The organism is Peribacillus sp. P4_C12, from assembly GCF_056402095.1.
On record NZ_JBFUIB010000075.1, the window covers coordinates 1 to 13928 of the forward strand.

Consider the following 13928-nt stretch of genomic DNA (forward strand, 5'->3'; position numbering starts at 1 on the left):
CCCATTTTTTATGGGAGAACCATATTGATGGATATTACTTAACGGATTTCAAGGATTCATTCGTCCCCATAATTATATGTGGGTTTTGCTCGGGATCCATCCATTTCAACAAACTTAATACATTCTTTTCAGCAGTAGCCGTACATCCCGCTGTCGGCTTAGTTTCTCCTCTCCATATATGAAGAAAGATTGCACTGCCTTTTCCTTTTTTGATGGGATTCATATTATAATTGATGACCGCTCCATATTTATAGAGTTCATGGTTCATCCTTTCAAAAGACTTCCATTTATCAGCAGGATTTCCCGTGTAAGTCTTCCACTTGTTATAATCCTTCGAGGTCTGATCATCAATCCAGTAATCATTTTTGGTTGTTTTCTTATATTTCATTTTCAAATTTGCCGGCTTCGTTTCACTTCCAAAAGCCGTACCAAATGAATATATTCCAATAGGTGATTTTCCGTCGCCCTCTTTTTTACTCTTAGTAAAGCCGTTCTTCCCAATGACGCCCCCCATCTTCTTTAACGCGCGTCGCCATTCGCCTTTTTTCTTCTCATATGTTTGAATTGTCACCTTCGTATCACTCATAGATTTTCCTGTGACAGCTACAACTTGGTTAACATTCTTTCTCGTATCAAATTTCTTCAGAATGGCTTTTTCACTGGAACTGAATACCTCTTTGGCATCTGTCATACTGATATATGCGGTCTTTTTTGAATAGCAAACCTTATACCAGTTTCCAGTTCTCCCACTGACTGATAACTCTTTATTTTTCTTATATGTTTTTAAGGTTTTACTGCCAGCCGACGCCTTTTCTTTCAAATCAGTTGTGCTCTTAATGACAATCTTGAATTGCGCTGCTTCACAACTTGTTTTCGTTTCAGCCTTGGCAGGTATCGATGCTTGGAAGACTAGTAGAAATAAAAGGGTAGCCATCATAATTCTTTTCATGGATTCATCCTTCCTCATCTTGAAGTAAAGTAAATAAATATCAAACTATTCTAAAAAATCTTGTTTTTATCATAACATAGTAAGCAAGGATGAATCATATTTCTTTCCAGTTTTTATCTAAATCCAGTCAATTTGAGGCAAATTATATTGCTTGACCGGGACTTCCGCCAATTCATAAAAATGTTTGAGGAAAGACTCATATTGTTGGGATGATTTCGTAATTGAAGATATCTTATCTTCCAGTTCATTGGATCTTGATTCCGTTGTTTTGGAAAAATACTCTTCGACTGTTTCAAAATAATGAATCGGAAACAGCATTCTCGAATATAACAACCGAGCAGAGAAACTCGAGAACTGCTCTACATTCTGATATTCATGAAAAAAATGCGCAATGCCTCGCTGATAAGTATGTTTGTTTTGAAAATAGTGTTCCCTCACCCATTCTGCCACATCCCTTGTTCCATGGTCGAATACCCAATCAAACGGATTTTTCATCCAATTATTGATTTTCCAGGTATCATGTAAAAATCGTTCATAGCATACCGTTCCACTGTCGACAAGTTGTGGGGTATCATCAATTTCCGTGTCGACTAAATATTGAATCGCATTTTCACCTAATACCATATAATAGGGAAAGGTTTCTACAAATAATTTTTCAAACTGGTTATCCGGATGGGCGTTCAGCTTATCCTTCCAGATCATTTCTAATTGATCAATCCTTTGTTCCCAGAGCTCTTTCCATTTACCAATTCTTGAACATGTTCGAATCGTTTCATTAATATCTCTCCCACGCTGATGAAATCTGGCTAAACGCCGGCCCGGGTTGAAATTTTTCGGACCTTCCAATGCCTCATTAGCAAGGAGAATAAATAATTGCTCATCCGCTTCCGAAACATAACTGCCATGATTTGCAAGGACAAAGGCTGAAACATGACGATCTCCCTGTGAAATCAGATGCTGAGACATTTTATGACGTTCCACTAATTCCTCCTGTTCCACATTTTCTATTGGAACAATGCTGTAAAACATATTTCCAGAACGAAAGCTAGGAAACCGGCTATTGGCTTCCTCTCGCTCTACTTGTATACCGTAATTATTAAAAATGATTTCTTCTATCATAAAATTGCCCCTTTCATCAAATGGATAAAAATAGAAATATTTGGACATTATATACTTATATATATGTGGAATAACCCGTTTTCTGAATGATTATCGAAACCTTATTACGAAATAAAAGCATGTTTCAGGATTTTCATTTTTACTACAGTACTACTAGCGTTAGAACTATCCCTTAAAATATAGAGAAATGGGTGAAGACCATGGCTAATATTGAACAATCAATATCTGAACAAACGGCTCGAAGATGGCTAAGTGAACGGGGAGTGAAACTAGAGGATATTGCAGAGCTTGTCATGTATCTGCAAAAAAGCTACCATGAAAATCTTCAAATGTCTGATTGCCTTCACAATGTCGAACGGGTACTCTCTAAACGCGAGGTCCAAAATGCTATCTTAACCGGCATACAGTTGGATATTTTAGCTGAGAAAAAGTTGCTTGAAGAGCCTCTACAAAGCATCATTGAAATAGATGAAGGACTATATGGAGTCGATGAGATATTAGCCTTGTCGATTGTAAATGTGTATGGATCTATCGGTTTTACGAATTATGGATTTATCGACAAGCAAAAACCCGGTATCTTGAAATATTTAAACGATAAAAGCACAGGTAAGGTCCATACCTTTTTAGACGATATCGTCGGTGCTATTGCTGCTGCCGCATCAAGCCGGCTTGCCCATCGAACTAAAAATGTTGAATAGTGGACACCACCTTTAAAAAATCGGAGATGAATTTTTCCATCTTCACAAATTCCCCCTTAATTTTGAATATATGCTGAAATTTTATGATACATCTAAATTCCAGTTCCATAAAAAAAATCCAGGGCTGCTTTCGCAGGCCTGGATTTTTTTATTCGAAGTGCCATAGGTCGAGCGTGTCCACCACATATGTAGGCTGCTTCTCATATTGCTCTAAGTGTTCTTTTGTTGTTACACCTGTATGTACAAGTAATGTATCGATACCTGCATTAAGGCCAGCCAAAATATCCGTATCATAATTGTCGCCGACCATGATTGTTTCTTCTTTTGGTACACCCAATACTCTTAGCGCCTGCTCTACTATGACGGATTCAGGTTTTCCAATGAATATCGGCTGTACCTGAGTAGAAACAGAGACAACGGACGTCAACGCGCCATTTCCCGGTAAAAGACCCCGTTCAGTAGGGATGGCAATATCACCATTAGTTGAAATGAAAACGGCGCCATTTCTCACTGCAAGGCAGGCTTTTGACAGTTTTTCATAATTAACGCCACGGTCGATGCCCATCACAAGAAAGTCAGGAGATTCATCAACAAGATTCATTCCCTTTTCCTTAAGAGCCTCGATAATGCCTTCTTCACCAACTACATAAACAGATGCATCTTCTTTTTGTTCAGCAATGTAATTCGCTGTAGCCATACTTGTCGTGAATACCTGGTCATCTTCAGTTGAAATACCAAGGCTTCTTAATTTATCCGCTACCTGTGCCGGAGTCCGGGAAGAGTTATTGGTTACGAATAAATAAGGGATATCTCTTTTTCTTAGTTCATTAATAAAACCTGCTGCTTCTGCAATTTGTTCGGTTCCACGGTACATCGTGCCATCTAAATCAATTAAATATCCTTTGTACGATTTCATTTGAATCCCCCCTTACCCAACCAAACTAATTTTTAAAAGCTGAAACAGGGCCCAATTCGTTTGTTAAATAGTTTCTTACCAAATCAGGGAATTGTTTAAATGCATCTATGTTTTCCTCGAATACGGAAAGTAGTTCTTGATGGTTTACTTCAATGAAATCCTGAACTAGCATTTTTCTTAGCGGCAGCACCTTTTTAAATTGTATGGCGATAACTTCGGAAATGACTTTTTCATCATGAAGGATATCAATAATATCTTCGTAACTGCCTGGATCACGCATAATAAAACCATCAATTACTGCATTCCCTACATCCAACACAGAATCGATGGAAGTTTGTATGAGCCTTTCGACGATAAGCTCTGAAAGGTCTCCATCCCAATTATCTTGCCCTTCAAAAAGCCCAAGCTGTTTTTCAAGAAATCCTAAAATCTGTTCAATTTTTTGTCGGTCTACAAAGTACATTCTTTCCAGATCCTTTCTGATCTAAGATGACACATGAATTTTATCTACAGTTGAAGGTCTAGCCTAGTAATAGCCCAGTACCAAATCAACCTTATACCTTGATAATACCATAGCTTCTCCAATACTCTCAATTCCTTGGGCTACAACTACTGACCCATTCTCTTTGGCAATCATGTAATTTGGTCATTTCATCAGAAATTTCATACTAAATACTCTCTCTAAAAAAGTAGTACCTCCATAGGACTCCAAAAATGTCTGTTCCCCTATTGCAGTCACTTTGTTATGATGGAACTACCAAAATGCAGATATGAAGGGAATGATAATGTGGAAGAACGTTTTTATTTATACAATGACGTGGTTGACTCCAAAACCCGGTTTATTAGTTTTATGGGTGAGGAATCAAGATTTGATTTGGCCATTACGACTACCGACCGCTTTTATGGCAAGAAGCTTGTATTAAACATGCAGAGTAACCGTTTCGCAATTATTGGACCGGATGATTTAGAAGAGGAAGGCTATCTTGAACATGCCTTTCAGTTAACAGAAGCAGAAGCAGAGGAACTAAGTCACTTTTTAATGGAAATCGTCTAAATGCTAAAGTTTTTTTCTTTAACGGGAAAACCTACTGAATGTACGATTACATGAGGAGGGTTTACCTTGGAAAAAGAAGAGGAAACATACCACGATTTCTCCAATGTTGAAAAGCAGCGGGATTTTTTACTTCCTGAAGAATTTCCCGAAGGACCTTTTGGATCCACAATAGCACAAGATGCCCCTGTCGAGAATAAAAGTACACCATGGCAGGAAGGACAACGATCTCAAAGTGCCTTTAATTTTGAAAATAAATCATTGCACGAAGACTTACCGCGTAAATATCCTGGTGCTCATCCTACACATGATGATCCGGAAAAGCCTGAACAGCCTCCTTATGAAGGATATGGAAGCTCTTAAAGTTAAAGGCCAGAATGCATTCTGGCCTTTTTTATTTCTTTATTTTTTTCACAACAAAATATGGACAGCCAAAATTGCAGTACTCATATAAATATTCGCTGAGCGTACTTATTTTTGTATCGAAGGTTGCTTTCTGATTAGAATCATCAAAAAATCCGCGCAGTCTCAATTGACCGTAACCCCAATCCCCTACGATAAAATCATACTTCGTTAAAATCTCACTGTATCTGGCTTTAAACGCTTCTTCGTTATAACCTTCTCTTTCGTCTTCGATTATTTCATAGGTCAGGTTATTGATGTTAATCATTCATTTCACCTCTCAAAAATACATTCCTTCTTTAAATTATAACTGATTCCCCATCAATTACTAAGCGAAAATTAGAGAAATATGTTCATCCTAAGGTTACAGGGGGTGTTTTTTAATGAAAAAAACAATAATAGCAGTAGGTTTAAGTTCAATTATTGCACTAACCGGCTGTGCTACTAATAAAGATAAAGATCAAGGTATGGGTCCCAACAATAATGCCGATAATCCTACAAATGTAAATAATCCAACTCAATATTATGACGAGGATTATCGTAATCATGACAACAAAAGTGATGATTTTGGTTTTACCCGCACCAATAAAACGACCATTAAGGGCCGTAACATTTCTAATAAAACAGCTACCGTTGACCGTGAACAATTGGCTGATATTATTTCAACACTAAGCGTTCAGCTTCCAAATGTCAATGATGCCGCTACCCTCGTAACTGATGAGGAAGTTCTTGTCGTATATGATACAAATACCAAGAATCGAACCGACACCGCGGATCAAGTGAAGCGTACGGCAATGTCTATCGTCCCCCGCTACTATCATGTTTATGTCAGTGATGATCCAACACTTGCCCAAAATGTCGAAAACTTCGCAACACTGCAGTCCGACAGCAAAGGTGTCGACTATACTATCGAAGAGACCATTAAACGCATGCTAAAGTCACCTCAAGGACACAAAATGAGTGATGTGGAAAACGAGAACGGTGAAATGGTTAACGATAAAAGTGATCATCATGATAACATCCAACAAAAAACGGACAATTTTTAATTATCTTATTTACTGATTAAGAAATGAATAAAATGAAAGGACCGAATATTTTCGGTCCTTATTTCTTTCTATTTCAATAATTCTTCACCTTTAATTTGCTTATGTTTTGCTGCGGCATTAACCTGTTCATCTGCATGATAAGAAGAACGGACAAGCGGACCGGATTCACAATGACTGAAGCCTTTTTCCAGTGCCCTCTCTTTCAATTCATTGAACTCTTCTGGTGTGTAGTATTTCAACACCTTTAAATGTTTTTTAGTCGGTTGTAGATACTGGCCGATCGTCATGATATCCACATTATTCGCCCTTAGGTCATCCATTGTTTCAAGGATTTCCTCCCTCGTTTCACCTAAGCCGACCATTAAACTCGACTTCGTTGGGATCTCAGGATACATCTCCTTGGCTCTTCTTAAAAGCTCCAAAGAACGTTCATATTTAGCTTGCGCCCGCACTCGGTCGGAAAGGCTTCTGACTGTCTCTATATTATGGTTTAGAATGTCAGGTTTAGCATCCATCAATATCTTGATATTATCATACACTCCGCCCATATCTGATGGTAATACCTCAATCGATGTAAATGGATTTTTGCGTCGGATAGCACGAACCGTTTCAGCGAAAACTTCAGCGCCACCATCCTTTAAATCATCACGGGCAACAGCCGTAATTACAACATGTTTTAAATTCATCAATACAACGGAATCTGCAACGCGTTCAGGTTCAGCCCAATCTAATTCGTTTGGACGTCCAGTTGTAACAGCACAAAAGCGGCACGCTCTTGTACAGATCTCACCTAAAATCATAAATGTGGCAGTTCGTCTAACTGCCCAGCATTCATGAATATTMGGACATYTTGCTTCTTCACAAACAGTATGCAGMTTTTTYTCMCGCATCATATTTTTTAAACCAATGTAATTCTCATTGGTATTAAGCTTTATTTTTAACCAATCTGGTTTACGAAGAATTTCTTTATTTGTAGCAGACATGAAAATGTCACTCCATTCTATAGAAATTAACACACCCTACTTTAACAATAATAATACATTTAGACAAGTTATAGTGAGTTTCCCATCATTTATTTTTCATGTTTAAAGCTAAATCAGTAAAACTTATAAAAGATAGACAAACTGATGTCTTTATAAATACGGATAGCAATATGAAAGGAGCCTGCCCCGTTGAAAAAAGTATTCCTTTTTACCCTAGCTTGTTTGTGTTTTTTGAATACTCAAAGCCTAGTTGCAAATGCTGCTGACACCCCTGATCCTTATCCAGGGAGAATGGAGCTTTATAAAAACATGGAAACAACTCTCCAAATTCCTTGGTATTATCTAGCAGCAGCTGATCAATATGAGCATAGCCTGAGACTTGCCCGCAGGGACCTAGAGCCGGCAAAGGGCTTAATAGGGATTAATATTGAACCTTCTAAGTGGAGAGGGGCTCTTAATCCCAACTTAAATGATGTAAATCCGCTTACAATCACATTTTTTGATGGATTAGGTCAAGATGGGAATGGTGACGGGAAAGCTGATATTACCAATGATACCGATCGTTTATATGCCTTTGCAAAGTATCTTCTTAATTACGGAACTGACGAAGATAATATCCGGATCGGCCTCTGGAATTATTATAAACGAGATAAAACAGTTAGCATAATTATCGGCAACTCCATGATTTATAAAAAATATGACCGGCTGGATTTGCAGGAGAAAGCTTTCCCTGTTCCAGTAAGGACTCATTATACGTATTTAAATACATGGGGAAGTGCTCGTGGGTGGGGCGGCAGGAGAATCCATGAGGGAACTGATATTTTTGCAGACTATAGCCTTCCTGTACGGTCAACTAGTTATGGAATTGTTGAAATGAAAGGCTGGAATAAATTCGGAGGCTGGCGAATTGGTATTCGTGATTTAAATAATACGTATCATTACTTTGCCCATTTAAGTGGTTTTTCTGATGGATTAAAAGTCGGCCAAATCGTTGAGCCTGGCCAAATAATCGGTGGTGTCGGCAGTACGGGTTATGGTCCTCCAGGTACATCCGGTAAATTCCCCCCACATCTTCATTACGGAATGTACAAAGACAACGGAATAACAGAGTGGAGCTTCGACCCCTACCCTTATTTAAAGATGTGGGAAAGGAAAGATTTAGCGAAAAAGCAAAAGTGAGCAGCGGGAAATTTCCCGCTGCTTTTTTTTGAAACGAACATAAACCCCTGAACTTTATGCATAAGTATTAGTAAAGGGGGCTAAAGCGTGTTCCGAAAAAGATTTCGCCCAAAAAAATTCCGAAAAAAGGGACCTCTTCCTACCCGAAAAGTATTTCTCTATTCTTTTATCCTTTTTATCATATCGAGCATCTCTACACTCTGGTATGTTGATAAAGCAATCGAACCCGTTATCATGAGCGTGGCTGAAAAAGAAATCACGCGTATTGCTACAGAAACGATTCATGAAGCTGTTGATGAGAATATATCAAAGGTTGATATGAAAGAAATGATCACTACCAGCAAAGGCGGTGAGGGGGCCCCTTCTTCTTACAGCTTCAATCCAACGATTTATAGTGAATTGAGATCCAACATTACTAAAGATATTCAAAATAAACTAGGAATCAAAAAAGGAAACCCTTTTACTGAAACCGGCAAAGCGAAACTCAATGATGAACAATATAAAAGCGTTGTGTACTATATACCTCTTGGTGTAGTTACCGGAAATAACCTTCTTTCAAATTACGGACCTGAGATTCCTGTGAAAATGTCTGTCATTGGAAACGTTGAATCAGATTTAAAGACCAAACTGACCAACGCTGGTATCAATAACATTTATTATGAATTAACCGTTGATTTTAATGTCAATATTCAAATTGTCATCCCCTCACTATCTGAGGAAACTAAGGTGAGTCAGGAAGTAAAGGTTGGAGATATACTGATTAATGGTGACGTACCTAGTTATTACAGCAACGGAAGCGGCTCAGTCCCTCCGGCCATTATGAAGGATAGCAAGGAATAAAAAAACAGCTTAACCAGTAACAGGTTAGGCTGTTTCTTGTATGTTTAGGCATTTCCTAATCAGCAAGTGCAGGTTTTTCTTCAAATTCACTTCATAGGGCTCTACTATCTGTTCACCATTTTCCTCAATGATTCGTATCATGGGACGGTCTCCTATTCCCTCATTTTGAGCAGTCACGACCCCTTTTCTCCCATCATTCAATTCAATAAATAGTCCATTTGGGTATATAGCAACCGCCCGGCGGAAAGCCTCAATGATCGTATTGTCAAACTTCCTTCCTGCTCCGGCATAAAGAATTTCCAAGCCCTCATGCGGCATCATAGCCTTGCGGTAAACCCGGTTAGACGTAACGGCATCAAACACATCAGCCACGGCAATAATCTTACCGAAATAATGGATTTCATCCCCTTTGATACCACGGGGATAACCAGATCCATCTAATCTTTCGTGATGCTGATAAGCACAATTCGCAACTAGGAGTGATACAGTGTGTACATTTTTTATAAGTTGGAACCCATAATCGGCGTGCTTCTTGATTTGCTCAAACTCATCTTCTGTTAACTTACCGGTTTTTCGTAAAGTATCCACAGGGACAAGTATTTTCCCGACATCATGCAAGATCGCTCCAAGCCCAAGAGCTTCTAGATTCTTTTTATTTATGTTCAATTCCATCCCAATTGCCAGTGTATATAAGGTCACATTAAAGGAATGAGTAAAAATATAATCATCATATGTATAAACATCAGCCAATAAAGTCAGTAACTCTTTATTCCTGTTCAACTCTTCCATGATGTTTCTTACTATTTGAGTGAACTTAACGTTGGCCTTCTCTATCGTAAACGAACCATCCAGCTTCATATTTATTTCAAGCCCAGAAAAGTGCTTTCTATCGTTTGAATAGCGTCTCGCCTTAATCCCCCAGCGATTGTAGGCGCAGGAATAATGTCATCCGTCCTTGAGTCTTGAATGTAGACAAAGGGAATATTAAGGAAAACCAGTCGATTAATCATGTTCTGCGTTAATGTTAGGCCCTCAGCCAATAGGATATTACCCCGCTCATTATAGATGCTTTTTCCGAGCTTGGCTCCTGGGGTGAGAGACTCTGTAATAGATAGCCTCATAATTATACTCCGTTTCCCCATTCAAGATTTGTAAATCCACGTTCATATTCCTTTATAAGGATTATCGTACAATATCTAGAAAAATCAATCCGTTATTGTACATATTTGTAAAAAAATATTGATTTATCTAGTTGAATTAAAAACAAGGCTCCCTCTAGATAAAGGAAAGCCCTCCTGATTAAATCATTTTCATTAATGCCTTTTTTCCAATCATCCCTGGATGAATGCCCTTTTCCGCGGCCTCCCATGTAACCGATTCAAGTGGTGCATCTAAAAGCTCTTCAATCGACTTAACACCGGTTGCCCTTCCTGCAAGGATCTTACGATTTTTCAATTTATCATTTAGTAGTCCGATATCTAGAGCACCGCACATTATATACCCTTTTTCGGACGCGACAGCAAGCAAATTGGTTTTGGGCAGTTGGACAGAAATAGCTAGGAATGTATGATTTTCAAGTATTATTGGCATCATGTTAATCAATTGGTTTCGCCCCTTTCTTCCCCATACTTTATGAAAAAAAGGGAGAAACCGTGTTTATAGCCTATTCATTCGGATATACTTTTTTCAACTTCCATAATAGGATATCCCGTAAAAATTCCGGCAATAAGTAATCTTTTCGATTAGAGCGCTGGATACTTGGAAAGAAGTGCCCAAACGTGAACATATCCGGTATCGCAAGTTTATAGGACTTATGAGGCTGAAGCTTTTCCCCATTTATAAGAATCTCTTTTACTATTCCTTTTGTAACTTCTTTAAATTCTATTTGATCATAATGCATGACTCCCATGATTTTCCCACGGAAACCGAACCCCTTTACCTGAATATGAGGCCACTCCTCATTTCTCGATTGCATTAAGATTTCCTTTAATTCATTACCGTTAACCTCAACGATGCATGGATTAATCGGGTGTGGACAGATTCGGTGAATATCCCCTTTTGTGACAGGTCCCTTTAACAAACCATCAAGTAGCAGGCCTGCATTCAAAAAGGTACAATCTGCCTCACTCCACTCCCTTAAAGCCTCCCCAAGGATTTCAGTAAGCGGACTAACTTTAAACCATTCATTTTCCAAAGACTCGGGTAAGTTTACTGCGACTTGTTGAAGAGTCTCTCCTCCGGCCTGGTACATCTCTTCAATCCAAGATCGTTCATTCTCTAATTCTGGAAGATCGTTTGTATCATAGAGCATAGCCCTCTTTTTACAGACTTTCATTTCTTCATTGACGGACATTTCTACCTGTCCAATAAAAAAGCCATATTTCCCAGCACCACAAAGAAGCGTATTATTGACTAATTTGCCTTGATGAAGTATGTGATGGGTATGTGCACCAAGAATGACATCAATCTCGGGAAAGTCCTCTGCCATTCTTTCGTCATCATGAATGCCTAGGTGGGAAAGTATGATGATTGCATCTGCTTCACCTTTAATCTTATGTAGCTGTGTCTTTAATTCCGCAAATGGTTCGGTTAGTTCCCAACCCATAGCTGAATAAAACTTTTGAAAATAAGCAGTCAATCCTATCATGGCAATCTTTGTACCTTTTGCCGTCGTATGTATCCAATAAGGCAGCGCCCATTCCGGTCTTTCATTATTCTGGTTATAGATATTGGCTGCCAGCACTTGGAACTTTGCATTCTCATATAAGGAGTCTAACGCTTCATGCGGCAAAGTGATTCCTTCATTATTGCCGATTGTTACATATTGATAACCCGCTTCATTCAGCAGTTCAATATTCCCTTTCCCTAAAGTACCTTCTGTATATGGGTGCCAGCGATCAACATGATCTCCTATATCTAGTATGATCGCTTCTTCTCCCGTTTCTTGATGAAGTTGTCTTCTTTCTTTAAGAAACTTATCAATACGAGGCCAGTTTTCAAAATGACTATGAAGATCATTGGTGTGATATATATGAATGATTTCTGACATTTTTTCCTCCTCGTTATCCTGTAATACCTTGGTATATAAGACGTAGACCAATGATTATCAGCACAATTTTCAACATATTTTCGAGCGATGTACTTTTTAAGCGTGTATTAATAAATGCACCCAATTTTGCGCCAAACCAGGCTCCGGGAATAAGGGCAAAAGCATATGGCCAATTTACATTACCAAGCGAAATATGTGCAATCGAATTAGTAATGGAAGACAGAAACACCATGAACATCGACGTCGCTACAGCCATATGCGGCGGGAAGAAGAACATCAGTATCATTACTGGAACCATTAAGGAACCTCCGCCAATCCCAAATAAACCGGAACTGAATCCAACGACGAAAGCAATTAATATCGCTACCAGAGGGTAATATCCATAAGAAGATACTTGTCCATTTTTATTTTTATACGTTTTTACGACCTTCCCTGTTCCAGGTTTGAATACCATAGGCTTCAGGCGGCCTTTTACTAATAAAACCAAAGCCATTAATACCATGAAGATTCCAAAGTACAACGAAAAGGCTTCCACATCAAGGTTTTTATTAACATAGGCTCCAATTATTCCTCCAGGAGCACTGCCTATAAAGAAAATTAAGCCAGCCTTATAATCGACTACTTTATGCTTCATATAGGATAAAGTAGAAGATAACCCGGTAAAAATCATAATAACAGTTGAAACACCGACGGCGACTTGAGGTGTTAGTTCATCGATAATATCTGTCGATGTACCTAGAAACAAAAGGGAAGGTACTATGATTATGCCGCCACCCAGGCCAATGAGAGCGCCGATTGAGCCTGCTAATAACCCAATACCCACTAATACTAACCATACCATGAAGAAATCCGCCTTTATCTGTTTGTGGGCCTCGCGATCCCTTACTAGTTTGTCACATCAGCTAATTTATTAATTATATAATGACGCTTAAAACAAACCAAGCTGCTTAGGGGCTAGCCCTTCATATTCTATACCAAGCATCTCAATCATCTGCTTGGCATTATCTGCGGCATCTCCGCCTGAGTTATTATTGAAAAGGACATATATATCCTTACTCTGTTTTTCTAATTTCCTGATTTTCTCCACCCATTCGGTCAATTCCTGATGATTGTATCGGTATAAATAACGAACTTCCCGCCAATTATCCCCTGAAGAAGGCTTTTGCCAACCATGGATATTGCGGCCATGAAGGCGAACTAAGGTTTTATCTGGATGTATAGACTCGAGCACAATAGGAATGGACCCTTCTCCTGCCTGCGGCTCATCACATACAGTATGAATCCAACCTTCCTTTTGGATAAAGTCCAGGGTTTGCTGATACATGTTGGGTCTGTACCAGCTTTGATTCCGGAACTCAATAGCTACTGGAGTATCCCCCATCTCTGCTTTGCACCACCGTAAATAGTTTACATTCTCCCGCTTACAATCAAACCATGGTGGAAATTGAAACAGCACCATTGCTAGCTTGCCGGCTTTTTGATAGGCTTCAAGAGAGTCACGGAAAGCTTTAAACATTTCTTTTTTATTTTCAAAAGGAATTTCTCCACGCTGATGCCCTGTCATCCCTTGATAGGCTTTTACAACAAATTGAAAAGGAACCGGTGTCTCGGATACCCACTTTTCGCTGTTCCTCTTAGGCTGGACCGCATAAAACGAAGCGTCCACCTCCACTACAGGAAAATGAGCCCCATACTC

The 13928-nt window shown here is 38.9% G+C and carries 18 protein-coding genes; 6 read left to right on the forward strand and 12 right to left on the reverse strand.

Features of this window, described 5'->3' with window-relative positions; genetic code table 11:
• Window positions 1-34: 34 nt before the first annotated feature.
• Both AC1DUW_RS12535 and yutH read right to left on the reverse strand, forming a co-directional pair.
• Window positions 35-949 (reverse strand): L,D-transpeptidase family protein, encoded by a 915-nt coding sequence (locus AC1DUW_RS12535; protein WP_236695041.1) that lies wholly within the window; start codon window positions 947-949, stop codon window positions 35-37.
• 117 nt (window positions 950-1066) lie between these two features.
• Window positions 1067-2068 (reverse strand): spore coat putative kinase YutH, encoded by a 1002-nt coding sequence (gene yutH, locus AC1DUW_RS12540; RefSeq protein WP_053348706.1) that lies wholly within the window; start codon window positions 2066-2068, stop codon window positions 1067-1069.
• Window positions 2069-2268: 200 nt separating this feature from the next.
• On the opposite strand from yutH, the gene AC1DUW_RS12545 reads away from it, so the two are divergent.
• Window positions 2269-2766 (forward strand): phosphatidylglycerophosphatase A family protein, encoded by a 498-nt coding sequence (locus AC1DUW_RS12545; RefSeq protein WP_053348705.1) that lies wholly within the window; start codon window positions 2269-2271, stop codon window positions 2764-2766.
• Between the two features lie 148 nt (window positions 2767-2914).
• Here the strand turns inward: AC1DUW_RS12545 and AC1DUW_RS12550 are convergent, their stop codons facing one another.
• Window positions 2915-3682 carry a TIGR01457 family HAD-type hydrolase gene (locus AC1DUW_RS12550; protein ID WP_053348704.1) on the reverse strand — a complete coding sequence of 256 codons (768 nt, stop codon included), beginning with the start codon at window positions 3680-3682 and terminating at the stop codon, window positions 2915-2917.
• Between the two features lie 25 nt (window positions 3683-3707).
• A complete protein-coding gene (locus AC1DUW_RS12555) occupies window positions 3708-4145 on the reverse strand; it encodes a DUF86 domain-containing protein (RefSeq protein WP_053348703.1) in 438 nt (145 codons plus the stop codon).
• Between the two features lie 324 nt (window positions 4146-4469).
• On the opposite strand from AC1DUW_RS12555, the gene AC1DUW_RS12560 reads away from it, so the two are divergent.
• On the forward strand, window positions 4470-4736 hold the full coding sequence (locus AC1DUW_RS12560) for a DUF3055 domain-containing protein (protein WP_053348702.1): 267 nt from the start codon (window positions 4470-4472) through the stop codon (window positions 4734-4736).
• Between the two features lie 66 nt (window positions 4737-4802).
• A complete protein-coding gene (locus tag AC1DUW_RS12565; RefSeq protein WP_053348701.1) occupies window positions 4803-5096 on the forward strand; it encodes a hypothetical protein in 294 nt (97 codons plus the stop codon).
• Between the two features lie 31 nt (window positions 5097-5127).
• On the opposite strand, the gene AC1DUW_RS12570 is transcribed toward AC1DUW_RS12565, so the two are convergent.
• On the reverse strand, window positions 5128-5403 hold the full coding sequence (locus tag AC1DUW_RS12570) for a YutD family protein (RefSeq protein WP_053348700.1): 276 nt from the start codon (window positions 5401-5403) through the stop codon (window positions 5128-5130).
• 199 nt (window positions 5404-5602) lie between these two features.
• Here AC1DUW_RS12570 and AC1DUW_RS12575 point away from each other — a divergent pair, with 199 nt between their 5' ends.
• Window positions 5603-6181, forward strand: coding sequence for a YhcN/YlaJ family sporulation lipoprotein (locus AC1DUW_RS12575; RefSeq protein WP_477642667.1), 579 nt, complete (start codon window positions 5603-5605; stop codon window positions 6179-6181).
• A 68-nt stretch (window positions 6182-6249) separates the two neighbouring features.
• Here the strand turns inward: AC1DUW_RS12575 and lipA are convergent, their stop codons facing one another.
• A complete protein-coding gene (gene lipA / locus AC1DUW_RS12580) occupies window positions 6250-7164 on the reverse strand; it encodes a lipoyl synthase (protein WP_477642668.1) in 915 nt (304 codons plus the stop codon).
• Between the two features lie 189 nt (window positions 7165-7353).
• Between lipA and AC1DUW_RS12585 the strand changes: the two genes are divergently transcribed.
• Together AC1DUW_RS12585 and yunB are read left to right on the forward strand one after the other, a co-directional pair.
• Window positions 7354-8343, forward strand: coding sequence for a M23 family metallopeptidase (locus AC1DUW_RS12585; RefSeq protein ID WP_053348697.1), 990 nt, complete (start codon window positions 7354-7356; stop codon window positions 8341-8343).
• A gap of 87 nt (window positions 8344-8430) precedes the next feature.
• Window positions 8431-9183, forward strand: coding sequence for a sporulation protein YunB (gene yunB / locus AC1DUW_RS12590; RefSeq protein WP_053348696.1), 753 nt, complete (start codon window positions 8431-8433; stop codon window positions 9181-9183).
• Window positions 9184-9207: 24 nt separating this feature from the next.
• Here the strand turns inward: yunB and AC1DUW_RS12595 are convergent, their stop codons facing one another.
• The 6 genes from AC1DUW_RS12595 to AC1DUW_RS12620 all read right to left on the reverse strand — a co-directional run.
• The gene (locus AC1DUW_RS12595) at window positions 9208-10041 is read right to left on the reverse strand and encodes an HD-GYP domain-containing protein (RefSeq protein ID WP_477642669.1); all 834 of its coding nucleotides are present in this window, start codon (window positions 10039-10041) and stop codon (window positions 9208-9210) included.
• A 2-nt stretch (window positions 10042-10043) separates the two neighbouring features.
• Window positions 10044-10304: a hypothetical protein gene (locus AC1DUW_RS12600; protein WP_477642670.1), complete on the reverse strand. Its 261-nt coding sequence runs from the start codon at window positions 10302-10304 to the stop codon at window positions 10044-10046.
• A gap of 178 nt (window positions 10305-10482) precedes the next feature.
• On the reverse strand, window positions 10483-10776 hold the full coding sequence (locus AC1DUW_RS12605) for a YunC family protein (protein ID WP_207196218.1): 294 nt from the start codon (window positions 10774-10776) through the stop codon (window positions 10483-10485).
• Window positions 10777-10846: 70 nt separating this feature from the next.
• Complete coding sequence (locus AC1DUW_RS12610) at window positions 10847-12232, reverse strand: bifunctional metallophosphatase/5'-nucleotidase (RefSeq protein ID WP_053348693.1); 1386 nt, start codon at window positions 12230-12232, stop codon at window positions 10847-10849.
• Window positions 12233-12245: 13 nt separating this feature from the next.
• Entirely contained in the window at window positions 12246-13073 is an 828-nt protein-coding gene (locus tag AC1DUW_RS12615) for a sulfite exporter TauE/SafE family protein (RefSeq protein ID WP_477642671.1), read from the reverse strand.
• 87 nt (window positions 13074-13160) lie between these two features.
• On the reverse strand, window positions 13161-13928 hold a 768-nt coding region (locus AC1DUW_RS12620), incomplete at its 5' end, for a DUF72 domain-containing protein (RefSeq protein WP_477642672.1).

Coding starts and splice junctions, on each gene's coding strand:
- AC1DUW_RS12535 (WP_236695041.1), bottom strand. CDS start 949: ATGAAAAGAATTATGATGGCTACCCTTTTATTTCTACTAGTCTTCCAA.
- AC1DUW_RS12575 (WP_477642667.1), top strand. CDS start 5,603: ATGGGTCCCAACAATAATGCCGATAATCCTACAAATGTAAATAATCCA.
- AC1DUW_RS12595 (WP_477642669.1), bottom strand. CDS start 10,041: ATGAAGCTGGATGGTTCGTTTACGATAGAGAAGGCCAACGTTAAGTTC.
- AC1DUW_RS12545 (WP_053348705.1), top strand. CDS start 2,269: ATGGCTAATATTGAACAATCAATATCTGAACAAACGGCTCGAAGATGG.
- yutH (WP_053348706.1), bottom strand. CDS start 2,068: ATGATAGAAGAAATCATTTTTAATAATTACGGTATACAAGTAGAGCGA.
- AC1DUW_RS12550 (WP_053348704.1), bottom strand. CDS start 3,682: ATGAAATCGTACAAAGGATATTTAATTGATTTAGATGGCACGATGTAC.
- AC1DUW_RS12610 (WP_053348693.1), bottom strand. CDS start 12,232: ATGTCAGAAATCATTCATATATATCACACCAATGATCTTCATAGTCAT.
- AC1DUW_RS12570 (WP_053348700.1), bottom strand. CDS start 5,403: ATGATTAACATCAATAACCTGACCTATGAAATAATCGAAGACGAAAGA.
- AC1DUW_RS12605 (WP_207196218.1), bottom strand. CDS start 10,776: ATGATGCCAATAATACTTGAAAATCATACATTCCTAGCTATTTCTGTC.
- AC1DUW_RS12615 (WP_477642671.1), bottom strand. CDS start 13,073: ATGGTATGGTTAGTATTAGTGGGTATTGGGTTATTAGCAGGCTCAATC.
- AC1DUW_RS12555 (WP_053348703.1), bottom strand. CDS start 4,145: ATGTACTTTGTAGACCGACAAAAAATTGAACAGATTTTAGGATTTCTT.
- AC1DUW_RS12600 (WP_477642670.1), bottom strand. CDS start 10,304: ATGAGGCTATCTATTACAGAGTCTCTCACCCCAGGAGCCAAGCTCGGA.